The sequence below is a fragment of the Candidatus Endoriftia persephonae genome (genome assembly GCF_023733635.1).
Taxonomy (GTDB): Bacteria; Pseudomonadota; Gammaproteobacteria; order Chromatiales; family Chromatiaceae; genus Endoriftia; species Endoriftia persephonae.
Window position 1 is genome coordinate 2,398,095 of sequence record NZ_CP090569.1, and the last position, 24,365, is coordinate 2,422,459.

Consider the following 24,365-nt stretch of genomic DNA (forward strand, 5'->3'; position numbering starts at 1 on the left):
CTCGATTCGAATGTATCTGTGAGGAAACAGCGAATGTTAGGCGTTATAGGTAGGACTAAGATCATGAAGACGCAAAAGATATATCGCCTTAGGCTGAAATGCAAACTAAACCCGTCCATTACGCGAGATTGGCCACCTTCAGCACGCTGCCGCATGCGTCGCCGGTCTCGACGTTGGCCGTGAATACCCGCTCCAGCCCTTGAGCCCTGGTCATCGCAGCAATGGGGAGCATACCACAGTCTTTGCTGTACAAACCGTCCGCTTCTGGCCGGCGGCGGCAGCTCAGTGTGCCTGAATCGGGTTTGGCAGATACAATCTGGCGTTTTTTATCAGGCGATGTTTTTCAAACCAACCTCTGTTCATCTCCAGGGCGTAGATGGCCGGCCCGGCTGAAGCGTAGGTTGTCAGCCCACTATCGGGAGGCATAGTGTGGGTATTGAGCAGACGACCCTCGCTGTCGAAGAAGCCCACATCGAGGGGCATGGACATGTTCAGCATCCAGATCTTCACGATCTTCTCATGGGGAAACACCATCAGCAGGCCCTGATCCTTGGCAAGTTTTTCTCGCCCAATCAGGCCAGTCGCTCGCGATTCCAGATCCGCCGCCAACTCCACTTCAGCACGGACGTCATTGACATAGATGGTTGTCCGTTCTGTGTGGTCGCAGGCCGATAGAAGGGTGGCGAACAGCAGCGCGGGGAGCACTCCGACTTTTGTCTGCTCGGCAAGGCGCATTCGAGTCGTTCAATCAATCCGAGATCACAGATTCACTTTGATGCCGGCTCAGGCAACCCCAGTTTGGCCTGATACTCACTCAATAACTCCTCTGCGTGGCGGATCTGCTCCAGCGGCATGGCCGCGGCGGCCGTATCTCTGAAACGCTCGGCATATCTGTCTCCCGCCTGCATACCCAGGGCAAACCAGACATAGGCCATCGGGTAGTTCGTCTCCGTTCCCAGGCCATAGAGATACATGCTGCCAAGCTTGCTGTAGGCACGGGTATCACCAGCCTGCGAGGCGGCCTGAAACTCCTTGAAAGCGGTTGCTCTATCACCTTTCCGGTTGGCCTCTTCCCCCTCTTCAAAATCGGCCTGGAGAGCGAAAGAAAACAACAGGAAACAGCTGGTGAGAATGGTGCGAAAAGAGATCATGCGTTGGGTCCTGATCAGCCAAAAGATGCCAGGGATGTTACAACAAAATCGTCCGATGGATGAGCCGCCAGCGCTCCAGCTGCTATAAACCCGATATACGCAATAATCGAGGAGTTTCCCCATGACCAACCGAGCTTCCGGCCCTGAGACCAACCAAGCCCCAAATTTTCCCAGCCCCACTGCGCAGCAGCCACGGCAGAGTCTGAGCATGCACGATGGCGTTGAGGTCTGGCATGATTGCTGTTCCTGCGAGGCGGAGCCCTATTGGCTCGACCTGATGGAGCACGCTGCCGAGGCACCGGGCAAAGAGCGCTAGCCTCCTGCGGGATCTACCCTTCTGGCTTAAGCCTTCTCCTGGGCCACCGCACCCGCCAGATCGCTGGTCGCCGTCTCCACCGAGCCGGCATGCGAATCCTCGAAACATGCCTGATCCAGCGCTCCCTCACCCTTAGCAATGATGCAGGAGACGGCGCAGTCACCGGTGACGTTGCAGGCGGTGCGCATCATGTCGAGCAGGCGGTCGACGCCGATGATCAGCGCGATCCCCTCCACCGGCAGGCCGACCTGGTTGAGCACCATGGTCAGCATCACCAACCCGACACCGGGCACCGCGGCGGTGCCGATCGAGGCCAGAGTCGCAGTCAGCACCACCATCAGATACTCGGTGACGCCGAGATCTACGCCGTAGACGTTGGCGATGAAGACGGTCGCCACCCCCTGCATCATGGCGGTGCCGTCCATATTGAGGGTGGCACCGAGCGGCACGGTAAAGGAGGCGACCGAGGTATCCACCCCCATCTTCGCCTCCACGGTACGCATGGTGATAGGGATGGTGGCGCCGGAACTGGCGGTGGAAAAAGCAAAGGTAGCTGGATCGCGCATCTTGCGCAGAAAGCGCAGCGGGTTGAGCCCGGCCAGCAGCTTCAGCAACAGCGGGTAGGTGACGAAAGCATGCAGCCCGAGCGCCACCGTCAGGGTCAGGAAATAGGCCAGCAGTGGCACGATCAGATCGAGTCCTTGAGTGGCAAAGGTGCGTGCGATCAGCGCAAACACGCCGTAAGGAGCGAGACGCATGATGATCTCCACCATGTGCATGATCACCGCATCCAGGTCGTTGAACAGGTTGAGCACGTGCCGGCCGCGCTCACCGGCGAGGGTGATGGCGATGCCGAACAGCAGCGAGAAGACGATGATCTGCAGCATGTTGCCCTCGGAGAGGGCCGCCACCGGATTGGTCGGCACCATGCTGATGAAGACCTGGGAGATCGGCGGCGCCTCCTTGCCCTGGAAACTCACATCGGCAACCCCCGCCTCGAAGCCCTGGCCCGGCCCGACCACCGTCGCCAGAATCAGGGCGATGCTGATCGCCACCGCGGTGGTAAAAAGGTAGAGCAGGATCGCCTTGACGCTCATCCGCCCCAGCGCCGACAGGTTGCCAAGCGAGGTGACCCCGCCCACCAGGGAGACAAACACCAACGGCACCACCAGCATCTTTAACGAAGCGACGAAGATCGCACCGACCACATAGAGCAGACCGTCGGTCAGATAATCCTTGAGCAGGCCTTCAGCACCGAATAGCAGGTTGAGCAGTATGCCCAGCAGGGCGCCGCTGGCCATCGCGATCATGATCCGGCGGGTCAGGCCGTGGAGTTTCTGGTGACTCATGCTGTGTTGGGGTTCCGGTTGTTTGTTGAGCTGCGGAACGTTAACAGATGGTTTGAAATGTGTACAAAGAGTTTATTGCGGGTGACAAAGTGGCTAGCAGAGCTGCACGGAACCGGATTCAAGCAATGGAGACATTTACTCAAATCAGTTAACAAGTCACAGAGGTCTCTCAGCAGTTGCGCAAATAAAACCATGGCGAAGCAGGTCGAGCCGCGACGAGTCAAATCTGAGGGAACTCTTGAGGGCAAGCACCTCGCTATTCAGATAGGGCCCCGTCGGCGAATATCATAGAGGCCAGGAGCACAGATTCCATCAACAGGCCGGATGTAAGACTACCATCGATTCTCTTCGCCAACGCGTTTCACTTGGCAAACGGGCGGCGTGCATATAAGTGTTTCCTTAACAAGCCAGCAGTGAGCAGACTAATATGAAAACAGAGCGGGTGGAGCAATGCGAAGAAAGCCACCTGGGCCGAAAATGAAAGAAGCTGCAGCCCGCCGGCTTTCCCGGCAGACTGCAGCCTCAGCTTGAGCGATCAACTCAGGGGGCCAGCAAACTCAGTTGAGTAGATTATGAACCCCCCAAAAGAGCAGCTTCCCGGTCAAGATCACTCCCAGCAATGCGAACATCACCATGGAAGTGATCACGTAGCTGCTGATATCCCGCTGATCATTGCGCGTTCTAATCATAGGCATCACCTCTTTAACACTAGGCTAGTTTCGACAACAAACCGGTCTGATATCCGCACCTGAAAGAGTCAAGCTCTCGTGGTGGCTCTCAGATGCATATTAGCTGTTGTTGATGCGCGATAGCGGCAGGATCAGTGCGGGGTTAAGGCATTTTTGAGGGTTCAGGATTTAGATTAACGGGACGAAGGCAACTCAGGAAATTCATGCGCCCAGCGGGGATTCCTATTCCGTTCTCAGCGACACCAGAGTCACCGGCTTGCCACGCTTGTGCTGACGTGGCCAGACCCCATAATGACCAGCCTGCAGTGGCTCCAGACGCCGGCGGTTAATGATCGACACCGCCGCTGCCGAGAGCCGCAGCACAGGCAACCGGCGACGGCTCCCATCCACCACCAGGGGTGGCGACCAATCAATCCGGGCAGCGATCCAGGCCGGCGTGTTGCGGTTCGGCAGGGTAAAGTTGGCATAGTCCCAGAGCAGCAGCTCCTGCAGCAGCGGATCACCATCCAGCCAGGGCTCAAGAAAACCGACCAGATGCCCGAACAGTCGCTCAGGTTGCATCTTCTCCCGTGCGATGCCCTCCCCCAACTGTTCCATCAGCGTATCGAAAAAGCACACCAGCTCATCGTTGAAGTGGTGCGGCACCAGCCGCATCAGGGTCGCAACCAGATAGCCACTGTTCCAGAGCCGCTCCAGCAGGGCCGCATAGCGTTTGAAGCGGGCAAACGCTTGGAAGCTAAGCAGCGGATGGGCCAACACCTCGTAGGGTGGCTGCGGATCCCAACGGTAGCCCAGCGTCTGTGCCTGATCATGCAGCGGCGTTCCGGGCAGCAGCTTCAGGCTGCCGAGCTGCAGATGCTCGGGAAACAGCCGGAACACCCGGTTGAGTGAGTCGGCGCAGTGTGCCGCATCCTCCCCCGGCAGCCCGACGATCAGATCGAGGTGGACTGGATGGCGCTTCATCGCCACCAGTTCGCGGATATTATCCAGCGCCTTGGACACCTCCATCTGCCGTTCGATGGCATTGAGCACCGGTTCATTGAGGGTCTGCAGGCCGATCTCAAACTGAAAACGGCCCGGCTCGGCGTGGCGGAAGATCACCATCGCCTCCGCAGAGATACGATCCGGGTTGAGCTCCAGATGGAAACGCAGATCACCCTCCGCTTCGGCAAAACGTTGCAGCAGACGCAGGGTGCGCTGTTTGCCGAGATGGAAACTGCGATCGAGCAGCTTGATGGTCTTGCCTTTTAATCGGGAGAGGACCGCCAGCTCCTGTTCCACCCGTTCGATGGGGAAGGCACGCAGACGGTCAGTGGCGCTGGTGCAGAAGGTGCATTTATAAGGGCAACCGCGGGAGGTCTCCCAGTAGATCAGCGGTTTCCCCGCATCAAAGCTACTCAGCAGGATGGTGGAGGGGATCTGTTCCACCGGTAACAACCGGATCGGATTACGGTGGATCTGGCCCTGATCCCACCAGATCAGGCCAGAGATGGTTGACAACTCCCCTACCCCAGCAAACTGCCAGCGCAATAGATCGCGAAATGCCGCCTCGCCCTCACCATCCACCACAAAGTCGATGATCGGCACAGCCCTGAGCAGCGCCTCGCCCCGCGGTCCTGCCTCCGGCCCGCCAAAGACGATCCGACACTCCGGCAGCAGCTGTTTGAGCAGCTGCGCCAAGCGGATGCAGGCATCGATATTCCAGAGATAGCAGGAGAAGCCGATCAGCCGCGGCTGCCAGGCCACCAGCTCCTCAAGCAGCGTCTGGTGACTGACATTGACCTGCGCCTCGAACAGCTGGATCCCGGCATGGAAAGGCTCGTTCCAGCAGAAGGCGGCCAGCGAGCGGATCGCCAGCGAAGAGTGGCTGTAGCCCGCATGCAGTGCAACCAGGGCTACCGGGTGGGATGCGGCGCTGAGGCACCGGTCAGGATCGATCATCGCGCGCACTATACACCGGCACAAGGTATTCAGCAGCCGTTCAGTTAAGCAGGTCCAAACTCTTTGCAGATTCAAAAGGAGGGACCAACCATGCCAACCCACACCACCCCCGCCAGCCACAGAGGCCTACCCCTGATCGCCGCAGCTACCGTCTGGCTGGCACTCTTTTCCAGCCCCACCCCGTCGGCCACAGCTCCGACGCTGAAGCTCTTCCCCACCACTGTTCTAGAGGATATCCGCCACACCGGCAGGGTGGCAAAGGAGATGGAGAGCGGCCTGCAACAGGTGATCGAACGGCTCGATCTGCAGCAGCAGATGACCATCGAGAGCAAATGCGATGGCGCCGAGGAGGACCCCGGCTGCAACCAGCTGCGCCAACAGCTGAGTACCAGCTATCTGGAGATGCTGCAGATCATGGAGCAGAACCTGCCTGAGATGGAGAGTGCGGTGGAGACCACCCGCAAGAGTCTAGCGAAACGCCTGCGCACCGAACTGGGGCAACGCATGACCCCCTGGGAGTTGCAGCAGGCCCTGCTCGGTGAGTCGCAGCAGATAGCCGACAGCACCCGGCCCAGCCTGCGCGGCCGTTCTGGGATGCGTCTCAGCGACCGTTTCAACCAGTACTACAAGCTGGTCGCCAACGGCTCTGCCTCCAACGACACCTCGCTGGCGGTGATCGCCTCCGACATCTACCTCGACATGGAGGAGACCGCCAACCTGATCACCCGCACCCGCCAAGAGATCAGCCGCGCCACTCTGATGGGGCAGCTCTCGCAATCCTTCGGCGTGATCACTCCGGAGATGCAGCAGATTGTGAACGGCGTGAAACAGATCCTGTTCGGCGACCCGGCAGCAGAACAGCCGATCGCCGCACCTCCCGCCACCCAGGCCGCCGACTACCACAGCCCACTAGCCATGTAGACAGACCAGGAGAGAGAGCATGAAGATCCGAAACAGCCTCTACGCCAGCGCATTCGCAGCCACTCTTTTCGCTATCAGCGGCTGTAACAGCGAGACGGTCAAGGCCAACGTCTGCAATCCACCCGAAGGGCACGATCTGAATCAGGCGATGCAGCAGGCAAAACAGGACCTCAGCGACATCTGCGGCTACCGTTTCAATGCCTACTTCAGTCAGTTGATGAAGATCGCCGAGGGCGACCCACAACCCGCCAACAAGGAGAAGTTCAGCGACTTCATGATGTGGGCCCACCGCACCAGCCTGCTCAGCAAGCGCCAGGCCCGGGAACTCTACAACCGCTATTTCAACGTCAAATATGTCTCCCTGATGGGGGACTACAACAACTGCTCCACCAGCTGCACCCGCCAGCAACAGCTGATCAGCGAGATGCAGCAGGAGCTGCTCGACAAGGAGCAGGGATTGCTCAAGATCAGCCGAGACAACAGCGGCTACCAGCGTGCCGACCGTCTGCTGCAGGAGACCGAGTTGGTACTCGAAGCCACCTGCACCGCCTGCCGCAGCAACTGAGGCCAAAATGAACCAGACAACCACAGGTCACTTTCTGAAGGGTTTTGCCGCTGGCGGTGGTGTGACCCTGCTGCTGGGAGCCAGTGGCCTCTACCTCGCCAGTCTGAGCGGAGCGATCAGCATCGACAGCGGCAAACTGATGGCGCTGCAGCAGTGGCTCGACTGGCTCAACCAGAACCTCGGTAGCGCGCTGCTACCGTTCAGCCTGATCGCGCTGCTGTTTCTGGTCAATCTCACTGTCTTGAAGCAGAAGCTGCAGCGTGGCGACCCACCCGAACAGGTCGCTCAGACGGAGCACCTGCTGGATGTCTGGACCGGCCTGTTCTTCGGCATCGGCGTAATCTGGACCGCCATCGGCATGCGCGGCGCACTGCTGCAGGCGCTTGGGGATCCGACCTCTAGCGCCCAGCTGGGGGCGTTTGTGATCCTGCAGCGGCTGGTCGATGGCGGCATCCTGCTGGCCCTATCCACCACCATCTTCGGCGGCATAGGCGGCTATCTGATGCGGCTGATCAAGGCCCTCTCTGTGGGCGGCGAGCTGCGCCGCTTCTATCTGCAGCACCACGCACAGCAGAGCGACTCGATACTGCTGGTGTTACAGCGTATTGAGCAGCAGCTGGAGAGTATGGGAAATAAGGACCAAACCGACCATGTACCCAAGCTACTCGAACATCGAGCCCACTGATCCATTCCTGCAGGGTGACGGCGGCGACAGCCTGCAGACCGATGTGATGCGCTTCATGGCGATCCTCGGCTTCTGCCTGCTGGCGATCTTTGCCTTGGTCCAGTCACTGCCCCAAGACGACCCGCAACGAGAGGCGTTGAGCGCGCAGATCAGCCAGCTGACGCAGCAGCGGGAACAACATCGGGCAGAGCTATCACAACTGCACCAACAGCTCGAGCAGGCCGCTGCGAGGGCGCAACAAATGGCGCAGTCGGCTCGCGAATCCGCAACGACCATCCAGCAGCAACGCCGCCAGATCGAAGCGTTAAGCGGCCAACTGGCCAGCGCAACCGAACAGCGCAAAAGCAGCCGGGAGGCGCAGGCGCAGCGCTGGCCAAGCGACACCACTCAACCCGCAAAGCTGCTCAGACAACCCGGATTCACCCTGCGCTTCGCTTCCGATCAGGTATTGCTGCAGCTGATTCGCCAACGCCACATCAAGTTTTTCGCCATCTCCGGTGAGATGGCCTGGCGCGCCACCTCCGCCCTCAGCTACATCGAGCAGAGGCCGCCATCACAAATCCACGAGATGAGCACTGCAACCGTCCCCAGTGCCCTGATCAACGCCCTGCCCACCAGCAGGGCAGACGAGATGACCTGGGGAGTGGTGCTGCCCGCAGCAATCCACACCGAAATCAAACAGCTGATGCAGCAGTATCGCCAGGGCGATCTGGTGATCGATCGCCACGGCAAAGTGCACATCAAAGGAGCCGTAGATGAAGATTGAGCGCCTTCTCTGCCCGCTGTTTCTGTTGATCCTCGTCGGTTGCGGCAGCCAACCCCAGCGCCCTGCCGCAAGCAGCAGCCTGGATCGCTGGATCGACCAGCAACTGATCCCCCACCTGCAACAGAGACTCACCCGTGAACCACGCCTGATGGGGCAGCCGATCCTGATCGGCGGCCTGCAAGCAGGCCAGATCTCCCCGCTGGAGGATCAGCTGAGCCATTCAATCGCGCGTCGCCTGACCCAGGGGCTGCTACCGCAGCGCAGCATCAACCTGCTCTCGCTCAATGCGACAGACAAGTGGCGCTTCTACTCACGGCAGCGGGCCTGTGCTGAGACCCCGGAGGTCCACTACCTGCTTGGCATCGAGATGGAGAGACGGCCTGGCGCACAACTAAGTGTTTCGGTCAGGATCCTGGATCTGCAGGAGAATCACTGGGTCTCCGGGGTTGGACTGCAGTGGCAGGGGAGCGCGGATGCGGCACAACTGGCGCTGAGCCAGCAGGCGCATCACGACGAGGCGCTGCGCGGCCTGCGCAGACTGCCATTCCGGACAGACCAGCCAGATCTGGCGGCACATCGACTGGCCAGCGATCTCGCCTGCCAGATCCGTCAGCTGCCTCTAACCAGCCCACAACTCTATCTTGTGCAACAGCAAGACAGTGACCGCCGCCTGCAACTGGTGGGCCACTACCTCAGCCGCCTGGGCAGGGTTCATCTGACCCGGCACAAAGAGGAGGCAGATCTGGTGATGCAGGCGCAGTCACTATCGGTGTCGGCCTCTCTCAGCCAATATTGGGTGACACTGAAGCCGCTCGAGGCAGAGGCAGCGCCGCTCGATATCGGCAGCAGCATCTATTCGTTGCAGACTGCCGGTGAGCCGCAGCAGAGCGGTGTCAAACAACCTGTTGTACGCATCCTCAGCCCCGCCTCGGAACAGCTATGCGATTCACCCATCCCCTGGCAATCTGGCATGCAGCAGATTGCAGCCCACCGAACGGAGAGGATTCCCGGCTGTTTTGCCATCGAGATCGAGGCAGCTGCAGACGAGTTCGTGTTTGCCTTCAAACAGACCGGCGGGCAGAGGCTGCTGCGCCTCAGCCCCTCCAGCTGTCTCTCCCTGAGTGTACAGCCGTCTGCAGAACAGCCCCGGCGACGATTGCGGTTACCCTCTGCACACGCCCGACCGGCGCTATTTTCCGCCCGGCGGCCGGAACGTTACATCCTGCTGCTCGCCAAACGGGGGGAGCCGGCCACTCGCCTGTCACGCCATCTCGCCCAGCTGGCCGATCCCTGTGACCAGGATGAGCAGCCTGCCATCTCCCGAGAGCAGCAACGGCTCTGGCTGGAAGCGCTAGAACAGATCGTCGATCAGCAGCCACAGACGATCAGCTGGCGCGCCCTGGAGATCGGCGAGCCGCTCCATCAGACCGCCCACTGGCGCCAAGCACACAGATAACCGCGGGAGGACGAGATGTTCAGGATATTGGGATTTATCACCGGCAGCAGCATCGCTGCACTACTGCTTTTAAGCCTGTTCGATCCACCTCAACTGACCGAACTGCACAGCAAGGTTGACGCAACTCTTGGGCAGATAAGCGAGGCGGTACAACACGATAAGCGGCCTACTCCAGCACCAGCAGAGACTAGCAGGGCAGCAAGCCAGCCCATCGCCCAAGCCAAATCGACGAAACATCAACCGGCAACCCTCTCCCCGTCAGAGGTGAGTTCGCCGGAACAGCAGCCACTGGCTTGGCAACCGTTCTGGAAACCTTTCCGCAGCGAGCTCTCGGCGCTTGGATTTGCCAGCCGCATCGCCCGGCTCAGTGGCCGTGAAGTCCACGTGGAACAGAGCGGCAGCGGCAGATACCAGGCCCAGTTTGCCTACCGTGGCGAACCAGACCGGCGCGTCGGACTCGCGCTGATCAGCAGTGCCAGCGGCCTTCCCATCGAACAGGGAACGCCATAGATGGCCTTCCTGAGCCGAGGCGCCGCCACCCTCGCATTGCTGCTAATACCGGCACTGCTTTATGCAGCACCTGGATCCTCATCCGCTCGATCCAGCGAGATGCAGCAACGTTGGCGGGCGTTTCTTGAACAGCAGGAGCATCAGCCTGCCATCTCAGCTAGGCTCCCCTATCTGCACTGCTTCCAGCGGGCTGCGGCAGCCCAGCAGCTGCCCACGCTGTTGCTGTTGGCCGTGGCCCGGGGCGAGAGCGACTTCGACGCCAATGCCATCTCCAAAGCCAATGCCCACGGTCTGATGCAGATCCAGTGGCCTGGGACCGCCAATCATCTGGGCATCTATCGGCTCGCCGATCTCTATCAGCCCTGTCGTAACGTGGCGGCGGGCGGACGCTATCTGAAGGAGTTGCTACAGCGCTACGATGGCGATCTACACCGTGCGCTGGCGGCCTACAATTATGGTCCCAGTCGCATCACCAAAGGGGATGCACCGATCCCCGATGGCGCCGACTGGTACAGCCGCTATATCTACCGTCATCTACAGAGCCTGCTTGGCCGCTATGCTGCCACCGCCACTAGCCAGCGCCAGACCGACTTCGCAAGTGAACAGAAACTGCTCCTGGTCGAGTTCAGCCGACCCTACCGGGCGGAGGCCATGCTGGCCCATCTCACCGCCCGTTTTCCGGCGCTCCACTTCGACTGGTTCCGCACCCCGGCACAACGATTTCGCGTGGTGGTGGTAATTGCGGATAAGCACGCAGCAAAGCAGGCTCTGCCACTGCTGAAGGCGGCTGGATTCGACTCCAGAGATTTTTCGGAACGACATCTCACCTTCAAGAAAAAATCTCGCCTTTGAATTAGCCACACGCTACTATTCGTAAGGTTTTTTGCACCCTTACTGCAGAACCCTCTATCTAGTTATTCTCTTAAATTACAACAAGTTATAAACAAGGACTCAGCATGTTCGACCTCAGGAACACACGAATCGGTGTACTTGGACTGGGCTACGTCGGTCTGCCTCTGGCCGTCGAATTTGGCAAACAGTATCCAACCATCGGCCTCGATATTAACGAAGCTCGGGTAGAGGAACTGAAACAGGGCCGCGACAGCTCCCTGGAAGTAGAACCCGAAGAGCTCAAGGCCTGCCCTCAACTCAGCTACAGCAGTAATCCGGACGATCTAAAGGACTGCAACGTCTACATCGTTACGGTTCCTACTCCGATCAACGAACACAAGCAGCCCGACCTGAGCCCGCTGATCGGCGCCAGCCGCATGCTTGGCAGCCTGATCAAGCCTGGCGATGTCGCAATCTTCGAGTCGACCGTCTACCCCGGCGCCACCGAAGAAGACTGCATCCCGATCATCGAAGAGATCTCCGGGCTCAAGTTCAACCAGGACTTCTACGCCGGCTACAGCCCCGAGCGCATCAACCCCGGTGACAAAGAACACCGCCTGGTGACCATCAAGAAGGTCACCTCCGGCTCCACCCCCGATGTCGCCGACTATGTTGATGATCTCTATAAGAGCATCATCCAGGCCGGCACCCACAAGGCGAGCAGCATCAAGGTCGCCGAGGCTGCCAAGGTCATCGAGAACACCCAGCGCGACGTCAACATCGCCCTGATCAACGAACTCGCACTGATCTTCAATCGCCTCGGTATCGACACCGAGGAGGTACTGGCGGCCGCTGGCACCAAGTGGAACTTCCTGCCCTTCAAGCCCGGCCTGGTAGGTGGCCACTGTATCGGTGTCGACCCCTACTACATCGCTCACAAGGCGCAGGCCACCGGCTACCAGCCCGAGATCATCCTTGCCTGCCGTCGCCTCTCCGACAGCATGGGTTCCTATGTGGTCTACACCGTGGTCAAGCTGATGATGAAGCGCGGCGTGATCTCCGGCAACGGCAAGGTGCTGGTGCTCGGCTTGACCTTCAAGGAGAACTGCCCCGATCTGCGCAACACTCGCGTGGTCGACATCATCGCCGAATTCGATGACTACGGCGCCTCCGTCGACGTCTACGATCCCTGGGTGGACAAGGACGAAGCCCACAAAGAGTACGGCGTCACCCCCATCGACAACCTCGAAGAGGGTGCCTATGACGCAGTGGTATTGGCAGTAGCGCACAACGAGTTTGTCGAGATGGGCATCGACAAGATCCGCGCCCTGTGCAAACCCGATGGCGTACTCTACGACGTCAAGAATATCCTGCCCGCCGATCAGGTGGACGGTCGCCTGTAACTAGGGCATCCGCCCCGACCCCGATTACTCAAGGTTCCCAAGGAGAATCCATGAAAGTTTTGATCACCGGCGGTGCCGGTTTCATCGGCTCCGCGCTGGCGCTGCGCCTGCTGGAGCGCGGCGATGAGGTCATCAGCATCGATTGCCTCAACGACTACTACGACGTCAACCTGAAGAAGGCGCGCCTGGCGCGTACCCAGGACCACCCCAACTTTACCGACATCCGGATGGAGTTGGAGGATCGTGAAGGTATCGCCGATCTCTTTGCCACCCACAAGCCAAACCGGGTAGTCAACCTGGCGGCCCAGGCCGGTGTGCGCTACTCTATCGAGAATCCGCTCGCCTATATCGACTCCAATCTGATGGGCTTCGGCCACATCCTGGAGGGGTGTCGCCACAACGACGTGGAGCACCTGGTCTACGCTTCCAGCAGCTCGGTCTACGGTGCCAACACCTCGATGCCCTTCTCGGTGCATGACAACGTCAACCACCCGGTGAGCCTCTACGCGGCTACCAAGAAGGCCAACGAACTGATGGCCCACACCTACAGCCACCTCTACCGGCTACCCACCACCGGACTGCGCTTCTTCACCGTTTATGGCCCTTGGAGCCGCCCCGACATGGCGATGCTCAAGTTCGCCCACAAGATCATGAAGGGCGAGCACATCGACGTTTTCAACTACGGCAAGCATCAGCGTGACTTCACCTACATCGATGACATCGTCGAGGGTGTGATTCGGGTGCTGGATCGCCCAGCCCAGCCCAATCCGGACTGGAACAGTGACAACCCGGACACCGCCAGCAGCCGTGCGCCCTACCGCATCTACAACATCGGCAGCAACAACCCCACCGAGTTGATGCGTTACATTGAGCTGTTGGAAGAGTCGCTGGGCAAGAAGGCGAAGGTCAACATGCTGCCGCTGCAGGATGGCGATGTGGTTGCCACCTACGCAGACGTGGATGATCTAATCAAGGACACCGGCTACAAGCCGGACACCAAGCTGGAAGATGGCGTCGCCGCCTTCGGCAAGTGGTTCAAGGAGTTCTACGGCTATTGATCTGTAGGCTGTTACGATGGCGCCACGTGCGCCATCGTAACTCCAGCCACCCTGGCGCACGGATCCAGGTAGAAGCAACGTAGCGTGCTGCTTCAGCTCTCAATGAGGATTCGGGGAGAAAAAAACGCAGGTGGGGCCTCCAACCCAGGAGGCTTAGAGGGCTTAGAATACCCCACCTGCAGACTAGCGCTTATCCACGGAAACGACCAATCCGTGTACGTTGCAGGCATAGACTACCCGTTGCCCTTCCCGCCTGGCATTGACCCAAGTCAACTAAACCCTTCTATCAGTTGGGTATTTGTTTGAAGACCGCAAGTCTGACAAAGAAGATCCGCTACCCTTCCTCCAACAACCCACCAAACTGCTCCAGCAACCGCGGCAAAAAGCGTCGCAGTTCCAGATTCATTAAGGCGAAATCCACATCGAAGCGGGTGATAGCATCCTCTGCCTCGGCTTCCGCTGCCTCTTCCTGAATCAGATCCAGAAACCGCAAACGCTTCAGCGCCAAGTCGGACTCCAAGCTACAGGAGATCCGCTCTTCCCACTCGATCCCCAGCTTCACCACCTGCTTTCCCGCCGCCAGGTGAACGCCGATCTCTTCAGCTGCCAGATCCTGGCCCTTGCAGCGGATCACTGCAGACTCATCGTTGCTGTCGCGCAGTTCGCAGCTGTCCAGCAGCAGGAAACCCGGTTTGCTCTCTGGCTCCCGGACCCAGTCGGTCAGTACTGCCGCAGGGGCAATCTGGCTCTCAAGCGGACGAAGCGGCAGGCTGCCCAGTGTCTCCCGCAACAGGCTCAACAGCGCTTCCGCCCGCTTTGCCGAGGCCGCATCCACCAGAATCCAGCGATTCGAGCGATCGATCATAGCATGCAGATAAGAGGATTTTGTAAACGCCTTCGGCAGCAGTTCAAAGGTGATCTCATCGCGCATCTCCCGCTGCTCTTTGCGGGAAACGCGGCGCGCCTCCGCCTCCTCCACCGCCGCAACCCGCTCCGCCACCGCCTCGTTAATCACCGGCGCAGGCAACAGCCGCTCTTCCTGACGCATGCAGATCATCAGGCTACCGGTATTTTCGTGACAGAAGCCTGACTCCTGACCGGCAACCACCGCCGCCCACCCCACCGATAACGGCTCATTAGGACCACAGGGGCGGAACGCCCGCTCCTGCAAAAGCTCCTGCAGCTGTTCCTGGGAGAGATCAAACGCCTGCTTTAAACGGTAGATACGCAGATTTTTAAACCACATGCGGTGAGCTTCCTGTGTGTGAAAAGGGCGGGATTATGGCGAATGGGGTAGCGTGAATCCAGACTTGCTTTTTTGCTCCCGGCGACACATGGTAGAGACCATGATAGAGGTAACCACCGATCGCTTGGGCAGCGTGGAGCGTGACACGCTGATGGCGGTCGCGTTCGAATCGATAGCCTATGGACTCGACAATGGCTGCGCCCCCGAGACCAAGCTTGACACCTACCCCGAGCCCCTGCAGCAGGAACGCGCCAGCTTCGTCACACTCAACAAACATGGCATGTTGCGCGGCTGTATCGGCCACTTGGAGGCCTTCCAGCCACTAGTGAAAGATGTCGCCGACAACGCCTACGCCGCCGCCTTCCGGGATCCGCGTTTCCCGCCATTGAAACGCAGCGAGCTGAGCAGCATCGAACTCCACATCTCCATCCTGACCCCCTCTGTGCCACTGGAGTTCACTTCCGAGGCCGAGCTGCTCGCCCAGCTGCGCCCCGGTCGCGACGGGCTGATCCTGAAAGAGGGCTATAATCGCGGCACCTTCCTCCCCTCAGTCTGGGATTCACTGCCACAACCGGAAGATTTTCTTCGCCAACTGAAGCGCAAGGCAGGACTCCCCGAGAACCACTGGTCCGGCAGTGTGCAGATTTTCCGATACGAGACCGAATCCTTCTCCAGCCGGCCAGAGGATCAGCCCCAGAAAGGGTGAGATTCAGCGCAGGCATTTGCCTTTGGAGCCCACCAGACAGGGCTTGCCATCCAGCCAGAGCGCCTGGTCAAAATGCGCATCCTGCAGCTGCGCACCTGCCAGGCTCGCCCCGCTCAGATCGGCAAACCGCAGATCTGCTCCGCGCAGATCAGTGTGGGAAAGATCCGCACCACGCAGATCCGCCCCCATCAGGCTCGCCCCGCTGAGCAGCGCATAGGCCAGATCGGCTTTGGTCAGATTTGCATAACGCAGATCGGCATGTTCCAGATTGGTGGCGGTCAGATGTGCACCACGCAGAATTGTACTATTCAGATTGGCACCCTGCAGGCTTGCCGAGCCCACATCGACCCCCGCCAGCACGCAGTTGCGCCAGTTGACACCTGGCCCGGGCGGCGCATCACATCGGGGTGGATCTACTGGCGGCGGCACGCCAAACCAGAGCGCTACACCAAGTAAGCTCAGCAGCCCCGCAACCAACGCGAGGATGACCACAGGACTCAGAGGTGCGCTGAGTGCATCCTCCCGCTCATGCCCAGAGTGCACACGATGGGCAAACAGACGCCCTGCCTGCTTCTCACCAAGCAGGGCGCGCAGTTGCAGGGGAACCACATCTGCGACATGCAAAATCCGCTGCCACTGGCGGCCATCTCGGCTGATCTCATCGCTCAGCTCCAATTCACCCCGCAACAGCTTACGGCGCACGCTAGCCGCTGGATAGGGCCCGTGCTTCACCCCCTTACAGCGCAACAGCCATTGGTCCGGGTATCTCTGTTCCTGTTCACTCATCGCAGTAGACATCAGCCACCTCGTCTTCCCCGTTAGCGGCGCAACCAAAGCGAAATTGAATCGCCCTCCAAGTCGCTTATACTTTTTCCAGCCCCTGCCGGCAGGGATGTTTAGCGCTTGAAAGAGGGTTTCGGCACCAGCCCATGCACATCACCCATCTGAAACTGACCGAGCAGCTCTCGCCGCCCCCCTCCCGGGAGCAGTTGCTAAATAGCCTCAAGCCGGGGCAACTGCTCAAGGCCACGGCCCTGAGCGACAACATCAATGGCAGTGTGCGGCTGCAGATCGGTGTCACCAAACTAATCGCCCAGACCCAACTTGCCATCAAGACCGGACAGCAGCTTACCCTGAGCGTGGAGAAGGCAGGCGAGCTGCCGGAACTCAAGCTGGTGACCGGACGCAGCCTGGCTGAGATCCAGAGTACTCTGTTGAAATCGATCCTGCCGCGACAACAGCCCCTTACACAGCTATTCCAGCGCTTCGCCGAACTGCTCTCCAGCCCAGCCAGCCGGGAGCTGCCGGAGAGTCTGCACCAGTCGATAGGCCAGATCACCCAACAGCTGCTCACTTCCGCTCGGCCGGAGCTCATCCAGCGACTGCGTGAAGGCGTGAGCAACAGCGGCCTCTTCAGCGAACGCAGCCTGCTGGAGGGCAGGCCACAGGCGGGCGACCTGAAGATCAGTCTGCTGCAGCTGCTCGGTGTACTCAAATTCACGCTCGGAGATAGAGCTGGAGTGGCAAGCCGCTTTCAACTCCCCCAAGCCGCCCCCCAGGCACCTCAACCACTGGGCGAAGCGGCCACCCGGCTGCTGCTTGACCTCGCTAAGCAGCTCGACTCCGGCCTCGCCCGCATCGAAACGCTGCAGCTCAACTCCCTCCCCCAGGATGACCCCAGTCGCCAACTGTGGCAGTTTGAGCTGCCGATCCGCAATGCGGATCAGACCGATCTATTCACCATCTTCATCAAGCGACAGGGCACTCAGGAGAACCCGGATGAAGAACAGATCTGGAGCCTCACCCTGCGCATGAACCTAGCGGGACTCGGTCCGATGCGGGTACAACTGCGACTGCAGGGAAAAAGCATCTCCAGTCTATTTTGGGCGGAACAGTCACACACCACCCAACTGCTGAAGCGACATACCAGCCAACTGAAAAGCGCCTTCGAAAAGGCTGGCCTCGAAGTCACACAGATCAAGGCCTATCAGGGCATACCGACAGAAGAGCGGGAACTGCCCAGCGGCCTCTCGCTACTGGATGAAAAGGCATGAGCGACGACAAACAGCGGCAGGCCGACCTCGCCATCGCCCTCAACTACGATGGCAGCAACGCCCCCAGGCTCACTGCTAAAGGGCGGGGGGCAGTGGCGGAACAGATCCTTTCTATCGCCAAAGAGCACAATATCCCGCTGCACCAGGACACCGAACTCAGTGCCCTGCTGGCACAAATCCCGTTGGGTGATGAGATCCCCGAGGCCCTCTACCGTGCGGTAGCCGAGGTGATCGCCTTTGCCTATCTGCTCTCGGGCAAACGGCCACCAGGCTACGAATAGGACACCGTCTACAAGACTGCGTCATGCAATGACGAAGGGCACAAAGCCGCATTAGAAACAAACTGTTATCGCTTTCGTGTCCTTTGTGCTCTTGGTGGTAACACAACGACTTGCTGAGATAGATGACGTGATAGTGGTGTCGTGTGGTCTGAATTTGCAATCTGGCTTAGCACGCGCTAGAGTCTCGCGATTCAGCGACAATCTCTACGCTTTCCCCCACAACGCTCTACTCCCAACCGCCTCTGGCGCAATCAAAAACACTATGTCATTTGAGAAACTCGGCCTCTCGGCCCCGATCCTGCGTGCTGTTTCCGAACAGGGCTACACTCAACCCACGCCAGTCCAACAGCAGGCGATCCCGGTCATCCTCAGCGGCCGCGACGTGATGGCTGGCGCCCAGACCGGCACCGGCAAGACCGCCGGTTTCACCCTGCCGCTGCTGGAACTGCTCGAGGAACATGCTCAAGGAAAAGGCCGCCGCCCGGTACGGGCGCTGGTGCTGACCCCAACCCGAGAGCTGGCAGCACAGGTGGGCGAGAGCGTGGAGCAGTACGGCAAATATCTGCCGCTAAAATCCACCGTGATCTTCGGCGGGGTGAAGATCAACCCACAGATCGAAAAGCTACGTCACGGCGTCGACATCCTGGTCGCCACCCCCGGCCGCCTGCTCGACCACGTTTCACAGAAGACCCTGGATCTCTCCCACATCGAGATCCTGGTGCTTGACGAGGCAGACCGGATGCTCGACATGGGTTTCATCCACGACATCCGCAAAGTGCTGAGGCTACTGCCCCATGAGCGCCAGAACCTGCTCTTCTCCGCCACCTATTCGCAGGAGATCAAACGGCTGGCCAGCGACTTGCTCAACCAGCCGGAGCAGATCGAGGTGGCCCGCCGCAATACCGCCGCCGAGCTAGTCAGCCAGGTAGTTTACCCGGTAGACAAGGCGCGCAAGCGTGAGCTGCTCTCCCACATGATCGGCGCCAACAACTGGCGCCAAGTGCTGGTCTTCACCCGCACCAAGCACGGTGCCAACCGGCTGGCACAACAGCTTGAGAAGGATGGCCTGAGCGCCGCGGCGATCCACGGCAACAAGAGTCAGGGGGCACGTACCCGGGCGCTAGCCAACTTCAAGAGTGGTGAGGTACGGGTGCTGGTGGCGACCGACATCGCCGCCCGCGGGCTCGATATCGATCAGCTGCCGCATGTGGTCAACTATGAGCTGCCGAATGTGCCGGAGGACTATGTGCACCGTATCGGCCGCACCGGTCGCGCCGGCAACGAGGGCGAGGCGGTGTCGTTGGTCTGCATCGACGAACACAAGCTGCTGCGGGACATCGAGCGGCTACTGAAGCGCAAGATTACCGAGAAGGTGCTCCCCGGTTACGAACCCGACCCAAGCATCCCGGCAGAGCCGATCAGGCAGGGACGCGGCGCGCCAGGCGGACAGAGACAGGGCCGGCGATCGGGGCAACCCCAGCAGCGCCGTTCCGAAGGCCGCTCTAGTGCAAAACGCAGCACTTCTGGTGCACAGACAGAGAGATCGAATACGCAGAAAAGAGGCGACTCCCATGCCGATCATGCCGGCCACGCCGATGGCCAGCGCCGCTCCCAGAGCAAGTCACACAAGAAGCCGACACGGCCTGCACAGCAGCGCTCAGCTAGTGGATCCCAACGTCGGCGGCGCAGTGGCGAAAAGCCGGCCCTGCTAGGCGGCTAAGCAGACAACGCCTACCACATCAAATCGTCGGGCACCTTGAAGTCAGCGTAGGGATCATCCTCGTCATCCTGCGGCTGTGACTCATTCAGCACCAGGATGACACTGGCATCCCGCTGGCGGATTTTTTCAGCGACTACCGCCGGCACCATCGCGTAACCCTCTCCCTGTCGCACCACAGCGAGCCGGCCATTGCTCAACAGGGCATGCTGGCCTTCGCTGACATGGATACGCCGAATTTTGCTGCCATCCGTGAAATTGTAGGCGATCTCAGCCCCCTCTTCTACCGACACCTGATTCTGCTCGATCAGCTGGCGGATCTGCGCCACAACAGCCCGTTGCTCTGCCGCCTGCTGCTTCTGCCGGTTCAGCTCCCGGTCCCGCGCCACCTTCTGCTGCTGTGCCTGCTGCGCCTGCTGTTTGACTTGATCACTCACAGGCCTCTTGGTTTTGCGCTGCTGCTTGTCCTGTTTGTGTTTGGCCTTCTTGATCTTTTTGGCCTTCTGTTTAGCGATCATTCCCGCCTGTAGCAGTTGATCCTGTAGCGAATTACCCATCTGCCTCTCTGCTTTGCAATCTGGATGAAGGGGGTGATGATGATGGCAAGGCTCAGTCTGTGCAACCGCTACCGCAGTCCTCCCCCTCCAGCACCACCAGACTGTGCGCCTCCACCTCGAATTCAGCGCGAGTGAGGTAGGGCTGCTGATCAGGGTCAGGGATGTCATCAGGGGCAGCCGCAGCAGTATCCACAGCCAACCGCCAGCTGATGTCCGGCGTTGCTGGCAGAGAGAAACGCTGTCGCCGCTCAGACATATTCATGATGACATGCAGATGGGCTTCACCCGGCGCGACCGCGGCGAGGGTGAAACCCAGCACCCGTGAAACCGGATCGTCCCAGGCAGGTTGCCCGAATTTCTTTCCATGCCAAGTGATATCGGCCAGCTCGGACGCCGCCGCTGGCACACCGGTCAAAAACTGACGCCGTTTCAAGCTTGGGTGACGTTTACGCAGAGCGATCATGCCTCGAGTGAAGCGCAACATCTCCCTGTTCTGTTCGGTCAGTTCCCAGTTGAACCAGCCGACTTCATTATCCTGACACCAGGCATTGTTATTGCCTTGCTGGCTGCGCAGCACCTCATCACCGGCAAGGATCATCGGCAACCCCTGGCTGAGCATCAGGATCGCCATGAAATTTTTCACCTGCAGCCGCCGCAGTGCGAGGATCTCTGCATCCTCGGTCTGCCCCTCTACACCACAGTTCCAGCTGAGATTGTCGTTGTGACCATCCCGGTTGTGCTCACCGTTCGGCTGGTTATGTTTATGGTTGAAGCTGACCAGGTCCCACAAGGTGAAGCCGTCGTGGCAGGTCACGAAGTTGATGCTGTTGAAGGGGTGGCGCGCCTGGTGTCGATAGTAGTCGCTGCTACCGCTAATGCGTGTCGCCACCTCGCCGAGGATACCAGGATCGCCGCGCACAAAACGCCGCACCACATCCCGATAACGCCCGTTCCACTCGCTCCAGCGATAGCCGGGGAAATTGCCGACCTGATAGAGCCCGACCGCGTCCCAAGCCTCGGCAATGATGCGTTTGGTGCTCAGCACCGGTGACAGCTCGATCGCCCAGATGATCGGTGGGCTGGCCATCGGCTCGCCATCCTCGCCCCGCGACAACACACTGGCGAGGTCGAAGCGGAAGCCGTCCACATGCAGCTCGTTGACCCAGAACTCCAAGCAGCTGACCAGAAAGTTGGAAACCACCGGATTGTTGCAGTTGACGGTATTGCCGCAGCCGGTAAAGTCCCGATAGCGGCTCGGCTCATCCGGATCGAGATGGTAAGTAACGTCGTTGTTCAACCCCTTGAAGTTGATCACCGGCCCATTTTCTCCCGCCTCGGCGGTGTGGTTGAAGACCACATCGAGGATCACTTCGATATTCGCCTCGTGCAGCGCATCCACCATCTCTCGGAACTCATCCAGGTGGGTACCGCGTTCCGGGCTGATGCAGTAGTGGGGGTGCGGGCTGTAGTAGCTGTGGGTACTGTAGCCCCAGTAGTTGCTCAGCCCCCGCTTGGCCACTCCCGCCGGCACATCCTGTCGGTCGAATGCCATCACCGGCAGCAACTCCACATGAGTAATACCGAGGGATTTCAGGTAGGGGATCTTCTCGATCACACCAGCGAAGGTACCACGTTTCTCCGGCGCCACCCCGGATGAGGGGTGCAGCGTAAATCCACCCACATGCATCTCGTAGATGATCGCATCCTGGGAGCGAAACGCCCCCTTCCGGATGCGACGGCGGCGGCGCTCCTCCCGGTCGCCGCTACCGACCTTGGTCTTGACCACGATGGCGCGCATGCTGCCGTTTTTTTCACCACGCATTGCGGCTGTGCGATTCCAACGACTGTCACTGACCGCCTTGGCCCAAGGGTCGAGCAGTTCGATGCTGGGATCAAAACGCTTGCCTGTCAGATAAGGGTCCGACGGACCGTCGACCCGCCAGGTGTAGTGGATGCCAGCCTTCAGCTTTTTGACGAAGACATGCCAGCACATGAAGGTCCGGTTGACCTCGGGATCAAGTTCGATCACCTGAAACGGCGCCTGGCTATCATGATGCTCGTACAACAGCAGCTCGACCCGGGTGGCGTCAGGGCTGACGATAGAGAAGTTGGCGCCTGCCGAAGAGAGTGAGGCACCCAGCGGCTGCCTCGATCCGGGAGTAGTTTGGTAGCTCTGCATGATCAACACTGGTTAGTCTGACTTTAGCGGGAAGATCCTTCGCCAACCCGCCTGGGCGCTATTTATCATCTTCCGCTTGAGCAGACGATGGCCCACAAACAGGAGGGCAAGCACCCCGACAAGGCTCCAGAATGGCGCCTCGTAGGCACCTAGCGCCTCGAGACGGCCACCGAGCATATCCGGCAGTAGAAACTGCAGCAGGCTGATCAACCCACCCAACAACGGTGAAGCTTCAATCATCTCTCCCTGGGGTATGGGATCAAGCATGGTGATCAGGCCCAGAAAGATGAGCGTAGCGCCAACCAGCAGCATGTAGATGATCCGCCGCCAACTGGCATAGTGAGCACTGCGCGCCAAACAGACATCGTAATAGTCACACTTGCCGGCATCCACCTGCCAAGGCTGTTGCTGGTAAACAGGCGGGTTCAGGGCCGTGCGACTCACCAGATTAAAGCTCGATGAAAGATTGTGGGGGGCATAGCCCTGGGTGGCGGCGCTAATGCGCTGCATGACACTCTGGTGGATCAGTATAGGCCTTGCCGCATCACTCTTTGTCGCATCACTCCAGAGCTTTGTCAGATCACGGGGCATAAAGCGATAGTAGATGCCTAGACCAGCACGTGAATCGTACATCCTGCCATGCTCATCCAACTGCTGGCGGACCGCTGCACGGCTGGATTCGAGAAAACGCACTCCACACGCCTCGACCCGGTCCATCATCCAGTCGAGACTGACCAGGGCGAGTTGATCCTTGGGGTAGCCGCCACCGACGTTGGAGTGCATGCCAGCAAACCAGACCTGTTCGACCTGCGCCCCCTCTGCCGGGTTTCCGCTCTCTTTCCAGAGCGTAGGGTGAAAGGCTTGGCGCTGATCGTCGATTGCCAGGGCGTGAAACCCATGCTGCATATGTCTGGGCGGGGTGCCATCCAGAAACTCAACCACCGGCACATACTTGCTAAGAAAGCGAATCCGGGCCAGCTGTTGTAGCAGCCAGGTTAGGCCATCGCGCAACTCATCTACCGGCATGCCAACCGCCCCCACCGTATCCCAGACACCAACACAGTGGACAGGGGCCTCCCTGCCATCCTCACCATGGTTGGTTTGGCATCGCCAGGCTCTGCGGTACTTGATGCCAACCTGTTTCAACTTGTCATCAGCGAGGCTGGCCAGTCGATCCATGCCACTCAGCCCCTGCCAATAGCTGAATTTATAAGCAGCAAAGGTCTCACTCACCCGCCTCTTCAGCTCATCATCATCTGCACCAGGCATCGATGATGCCGCAGGTATCGATCAGGCCGGCCACACAGCGCGCGGTGAAGGCGCCACGGCTGAAACCAAACAGGTAGATCCGATCGCCAGTCTGGTAATGTTTTACCAGGAAGCTGTAGATGTCCCGGATATTACGACTGAGACCGAAGCCCATGCCACCGCCCAGCAGTTTCAGGAGTTTGTAGTCAGAGGTGCCGACCCCGTCATCATAGAAGGTGATCTGCTCACAGGGTGCATCGTCACCCTGCTCATCCGCCCCCTGTTGCAGATGGCCATGTCGGTCCACCGCCTGAAACAGTCGCCATACGTTAGTACCCTTGCCAATACCACCGCGATTGCCGGTGCCATCGGAGCACAGGATGATATTTTTGTTGCGCATCGGCACAGGCTGGCTGGCTCCACCAGCATCTGAATCTGCTGTTGTCATCATGCAATCCCCTCAATATGGATGGCTCAGCAGGGAGAGACGGGGGAACAGACGTGAACACCCAGGTGAGTTATGCAACGAGAGTGGCTCCTATCCGCTGCTCTGATTATCGGTTCCACAGGATTCTGACGCCCCTTTTGCTCCCTGTGTGGCGGCGTTCCTCCACGCCGATCGGAGCTGGCCGGCTCCGGCAGAGACCAGTGTAGCCCATGAAATAGTGAGGAGGATAGGACTCGCCCTGCATAGCAAAAAAAAGCGGGGCCGAAGCCCCGCATGTCACTCAGTAAA

24 protein-coding genes are annotated in these 24,365 nt (G+C 59.5%); 14 read left to right on the forward strand and 10 right to left on the reverse strand.

Annotation, left to right across the window (positions count from 1 at the left end; genetic code table 11):
- Nucleotides 1–282: 282 nt before the first annotated feature.
- Entirely contained in the window at nucleotides 283–735 is a 453-nt protein-coding gene (locus L0Y14_RS10790; protein WP_005958969.1) for a DUF192 domain-containing protein, read from the reverse strand.
- A 32-nt stretch (nucleotides 736–767) separates the two neighbouring features.
- Entirely contained in the window at nucleotides 768–1,151 is a 384-nt protein-coding gene (locus L0Y14_RS10795) for an SEL1-like repeat protein (protein ID WP_006473872.1), read from the reverse strand.
- 121 nt (nucleotides 1,152–1,272) lie between these two features.
- On the opposite strand from L0Y14_RS10795, the gene L0Y14_RS10800 reads away from it, so the two are divergent.
- Nucleotides 1,273–1,467 (forward strand): hypothetical protein, encoded by a 195-nt coding sequence (locus tag L0Y14_RS10800; protein ID WP_006473874.1) that lies wholly within the window; start codon nucleotides 1,273–1,275, stop codon nucleotides 1,465–1,467.
- Between the two features lie 26 nt (nucleotides 1,468–1,493).
- Here L0Y14_RS10800 and L0Y14_RS10805 read toward each other — a convergent pair whose 3' ends face one another.
- Nucleotides 1,494–2,816 (reverse strand): dicarboxylate/amino acid:cation symporter, encoded by a 1,323-nt coding sequence (locus tag L0Y14_RS10805; RefSeq protein ID WP_006473875.1) that lies wholly within the window; start codon nucleotides 2,814–2,816, stop codon nucleotides 1,494–1,496.
- A 911-nt stretch (nucleotides 2,817–3,727) separates the two neighbouring features.
- Nucleotides 3,728–5,446 (reverse strand): B12-binding domain-containing radical SAM protein, encoded by a 1,719-nt coding sequence (locus L0Y14_RS10810; protein ID WP_006473877.1) that lies wholly within the window; start codon nucleotides 5,444–5,446, stop codon nucleotides 3,728–3,730.
- A 90-nt stretch (nucleotides 5,447–5,536) separates the two neighbouring features.
- Here L0Y14_RS10810 and L0Y14_RS10815 point away from each other — a divergent pair, with 90 nt between their 5' ends.
- From L0Y14_RS10815 to L0Y14_RS10855, 9 genes are all read left to right on the forward strand, one after another.
- On the forward strand, nucleotides 5,537–6,367 hold the full coding sequence (locus L0Y14_RS10815; protein WP_006473878.1) for a hypothetical protein: 831 nt from the start codon (nucleotides 5,537–5,539) through the stop codon (nucleotides 6,365–6,367).
- 19 nt (nucleotides 6,368–6,386) lie between these two features.
- Complete coding sequence (locus L0Y14_RS10820; protein WP_005958963.1) at nucleotides 6,387–6,932, forward strand: hypothetical protein; 546 nt, start codon at nucleotides 6,387–6,389, stop codon at nucleotides 6,930–6,932.
- 7 nt (nucleotides 6,933–6,939) lie between these two features.
- Nucleotides 6,940–7,617, forward strand: coding sequence for a hypothetical protein (locus L0Y14_RS10825; RefSeq protein ID WP_006473879.1), 678 nt, complete (start codon nucleotides 6,940–6,942; stop codon nucleotides 7,615–7,617).
- Nucleotides 7,583–8,383, forward strand: coding sequence for a hypothetical protein (locus tag L0Y14_RS10830; protein ID WP_006473880.1), 801 nt, complete (start codon nucleotides 7,583–7,585; stop codon nucleotides 8,381–8,383). The genes L0Y14_RS10825 and L0Y14_RS10830 overlap by 35 nt, the downstream gene beginning before the upstream one ends.
- Nucleotides 8,373–9,839, forward strand: coding sequence for a hypothetical protein (locus L0Y14_RS10835; protein WP_240991576.1), 1,467 nt, complete (start codon nucleotides 8,373–8,375; stop codon nucleotides 9,837–9,839). Before L0Y14_RS10830 ends, L0Y14_RS10835 begins: the two co-directional genes overlap by 11 nt.
- A 15-nt stretch (nucleotides 9,840–9,854) precedes the next feature.
- Nucleotides 9,855–10,349 (forward strand): hypothetical protein, encoded by a 495-nt coding sequence (locus L0Y14_RS10840; protein WP_005958957.1) that lies wholly within the window; start codon nucleotides 9,855–9,857, stop codon nucleotides 10,347–10,349.
- Nucleotides 10,350–10,448: 99 nt separating this feature from the next.
- Nucleotides 10,449–11,201 (forward strand): lytic transglycosylase domain-containing protein, encoded by a 753-nt coding sequence (locus L0Y14_RS10845; protein ID WP_251859191.1) that lies wholly within the window; start codon nucleotides 10,449–10,451, stop codon nucleotides 11,199–11,201.
- A 104-nt stretch (nucleotides 11,202–11,305) separates the two neighbouring features.
- On the forward strand, nucleotides 11,306–12,583 hold the full coding sequence (tviB, locus tag L0Y14_RS10850) for a Vi polysaccharide biosynthesis UDP-N-acetylglucosamine C-6 dehydrogenase TviB (protein WP_005958955.1): 1,278 nt from the start codon (nucleotides 11,306–11,308) through the stop codon (nucleotides 12,581–12,583).
- A 50-nt stretch (nucleotides 12,584–12,633) separates the two neighbouring features.
- Nucleotides 12,634–13,641, forward strand: coding sequence for an NAD-dependent epimerase (locus L0Y14_RS10855; RefSeq protein WP_006473882.1), 1,008 nt, complete (start codon nucleotides 12,634–12,636; stop codon nucleotides 13,639–13,641).
- Nucleotides 13,642–13,975: 334 nt separating this feature from the next.
- On the opposite strand, the gene rdgC is transcribed toward L0Y14_RS10855, so the two are convergent.
- Complete coding sequence (gene rdgC / locus L0Y14_RS10860) at nucleotides 13,976–14,887, reverse strand: recombination-associated protein RdgC (protein WP_005958953.1); 912 nt, start codon at nucleotides 14,885–14,887, stop codon at nucleotides 13,976–13,978.
- A 100-nt stretch (nucleotides 14,888–14,987) separates the two neighbouring features.
- Between rdgC and amrA the strand changes: the two genes are divergently transcribed.
- On the forward strand, nucleotides 14,988–15,593 hold the full coding sequence (gene amrA, locus L0Y14_RS10865; RefSeq protein ID WP_039959574.1) for an AmmeMemoRadiSam system protein A: 606 nt from the start codon (nucleotides 14,988–14,990) through the stop codon (nucleotides 15,591–15,593).
- 3 nt (nucleotides 15,594–15,596) lie between these two features.
- Here amrA and L0Y14_RS10870 read toward each other — a convergent pair whose 3' ends face one another.
- Nucleotides 15,597–16,391 carry a pentapeptide repeat-containing protein gene (locus L0Y14_RS10870; protein ID WP_006473884.1) on the reverse strand — a complete coding sequence of 265 codons (795 nt, stop codon included), beginning with the start codon at nucleotides 16,389–16,391 and terminating at the stop codon, nucleotides 15,597–15,599.
- A 131-nt stretch (nucleotides 16,392–16,522) separates the two neighbouring features.
- Between L0Y14_RS10870 and fliK the strand changes: the two genes are divergently transcribed.
- From fliK to rhlE, 3 genes are all read left to right on the forward strand, one after another.
- A complete protein-coding gene (fliK, locus tag L0Y14_RS10875) occupies nucleotides 16,523–17,647 on the forward strand; it encodes a flagellar hook-length control protein FliK (protein ID WP_006473885.1) in 1,125 nt (374 codons plus the stop codon).
- Nucleotides 17,644–17,928, forward strand: a complete 285-nt coding sequence (locus L0Y14_RS10880) for an EscU/YscU/HrcU family type III secretion system export apparatus switch protein (protein ID WP_005958949.1) — start codon at nucleotides 17,644–17,646, stop codon at nucleotides 17,926–17,928. Before fliK ends, L0Y14_RS10880 begins: the two co-directional genes overlap by 4 nt.
- A 262-nt stretch (nucleotides 17,929–18,190) precedes the next feature.
- Entirely contained in the window at nucleotides 18,191–19,648 is a 1,458-nt protein-coding gene (gene rhlE, locus L0Y14_RS10885) for an ATP-dependent RNA helicase RhlE (RefSeq protein WP_006473886.1), read from the forward strand.
- An 11-nt stretch (nucleotides 19,649–19,659) separates the two neighbouring features.
- Here rhlE and L0Y14_RS10890 read toward each other — a convergent pair whose 3' ends face one another.
- Genes L0Y14_RS10890 through L0Y14_RS10905 form a run of 4 tightly spaced genes read right to left on the reverse strand, consistent with a single transcriptional unit; the run spans nucleotide 19,660 to nucleotide 24,080 of the window.
- Nucleotides 19,660–20,202 (reverse strand): DUF2058 domain-containing protein, encoded by a 543-nt coding sequence (locus L0Y14_RS10890; protein WP_005958947.1) that lies wholly within the window; start codon nucleotides 20,200–20,202, stop codon nucleotides 19,660–19,662.
- 52 nt (nucleotides 20,203–20,254) lie between these two features.
- The gene (gene glgX / locus L0Y14_RS10895) at nucleotides 20,255–22,381 is read right to left on the reverse strand and encodes a glycogen debranching protein GlgX (protein ID WP_040818789.1); all 2,127 of its coding nucleotides are present in this window, start codon (nucleotides 22,379–22,381) and stop codon (nucleotides 20,255–20,257) included.
- Between the two features lie 12 nt (nucleotides 22,382–22,393).
- On the reverse strand, nucleotides 22,394–23,650 hold the full coding sequence (locus L0Y14_RS10900; protein ID WP_006473888.1) for a phospholipase effector Tle1 domain-containing protein: 1,257 nt from the start codon (nucleotides 23,648–23,650) through the stop codon (nucleotides 22,394–22,396).
- Nucleotides 23,634–24,080 carry a phospholipase effector Tle1 domain-containing protein gene (locus L0Y14_RS10905; protein ID WP_006473889.1) on the reverse strand — a complete coding sequence of 149 codons (447 nt, stop codon included), beginning with the start codon at nucleotides 24,078–24,080 and terminating at the stop codon, nucleotides 23,634–23,636. The genes L0Y14_RS10900 and L0Y14_RS10905 overlap by 17 nt, the downstream gene beginning before the upstream one ends.
- Between the last annotated feature and the right edge of the window lie 285 nt (nucleotides 24,081–24,365).

Coding starts and splice junctions, on each gene's coding strand:
- L0Y14_RS10790 (WP_005958969.1), bottom strand. CDS start 735: ATGCGCCTTGCCGAGCAGACAAAAGTCGGAGTGCTCCCCGCGCTGCTG.
- L0Y14_RS10795 (WP_006473872.1), bottom strand. CDS start 1,151: ATGATCTCTTTTCGCACCATTCTCACCAGCTGTTTCCTGTTGTTTTCT.
- L0Y14_RS10800 (WP_006473874.1), top strand. CDS start 1,273: ATGACCAACCGAGCTTCCGGCCCTGAGACCAACCAAGCCCCAAATTTT.
- L0Y14_RS10805 (WP_006473875.1), bottom strand. CDS start 2,816: ATGAGTCACCAGAAACTCCACGGCCTGACCCGCCGGATCATGATCGCG.
- L0Y14_RS10810 (WP_006473877.1), bottom strand. CDS start 5,446: ATGATCGATCCTGACCGGTGCCTCAGCGCCGCATCCCACCCGGTAGCC.
- L0Y14_RS10815 (WP_006473878.1), top strand. CDS start 5,537: ATGCCAACCCACACCACCCCCGCCAGCCACAGAGGCCTACCCCTGATC.
- L0Y14_RS10820 (WP_005958963.1), top strand. CDS start 6,387: ATGAAGATCCGAAACAGCCTCTACGCCAGCGCATTCGCAGCCACTCTT.
- L0Y14_RS10825 (WP_006473879.1), top strand. CDS start 6,940: ATGAACCAGACAACCACAGGTCACTTTCTGAAGGGTTTTGCCGCTGGC.
- L0Y14_RS10830 (WP_006473880.1), top strand. CDS start 7,583: ATGTACCCAAGCTACTCGAACATCGAGCCCACTGATCCATTCCTGCAG.
- L0Y14_RS10835 (WP_240991576.1), top strand. CDS start 8,373: ATGAAGATTGAGCGCCTTCTCTGCCCGCTGTTTCTGTTGATCCTCGTC.
- L0Y14_RS10840 (WP_005958957.1), top strand. CDS start 9,855: ATGTTCAGGATATTGGGATTTATCACCGGCAGCAGCATCGCTGCACTA.
- L0Y14_RS10845 (WP_251859191.1), top strand. CDS start 10,449: ATGCAGCAACGTTGGCGGGCGTTTCTTGAACAGCAGGAGCATCAGCCT.
- tviB (WP_005958955.1), top strand. CDS start 11,306: ATGTTCGACCTCAGGAACACACGAATCGGTGTACTTGGACTGGGCTAC.
- L0Y14_RS10855 (WP_006473882.1), top strand. CDS start 12,634: ATGAAAGTTTTGATCACCGGCGGTGCCGGTTTCATCGGCTCCGCGCTG.
- rdgC (WP_005958953.1), bottom strand. CDS start 14,887: ATGTGGTTTAAAAATCTGCGTATCTACCGTTTAAAGCAGGCGTTTGAT.
- amrA (WP_039959574.1), top strand. CDS start 14,988: ATGATAGAGGTAACCACCGATCGCTTGGGCAGCGTGGAGCGTGACACG.
- L0Y14_RS10870 (WP_006473884.1), bottom strand. CDS start 16,391: ATGTCTACTGCGATGAGTGAACAGGAACAGAGATACCCGGACCAATGG.
- fliK (WP_006473885.1), top strand. CDS start 16,523: ATGCACATCACCCATCTGAAACTGACCGAGCAGCTCTCGCCGCCCCCC.
- L0Y14_RS10880 (WP_005958949.1), top strand. CDS start 17,644: ATGAGCGACGACAAACAGCGGCAGGCCGACCTCGCCATCGCCCTCAAC.
- rhlE (WP_006473886.1), top strand. CDS start 18,191: ATGTCATTTGAGAAACTCGGCCTCTCGGCCCCGATCCTGCGTGCTGTT.
- L0Y14_RS10890 (WP_005958947.1), bottom strand. CDS start 20,202: ATGGGTAATTCGCTACAGGATCAACTGCTACAGGCGGGAATGATCGCT.
- glgX (WP_040818789.1), bottom strand. CDS start 22,381: ATGCAGAGCTACCAAACTACTCCCGGATCGAGGCAGCCGCTGGGTGCC.
- L0Y14_RS10900 (WP_006473888.1), bottom strand. CDS start 23,650: ATGCCTGGTGCAGATGATGATGAGCTGAAGAGGCGGGTGAGTGAGACC.
- L0Y14_RS10905 (WP_006473889.1), bottom strand. CDS start 24,080: ATGATGACAACAGCAGATTCAGATGCTGGTGGAGCCAGCCAGCCTGTG.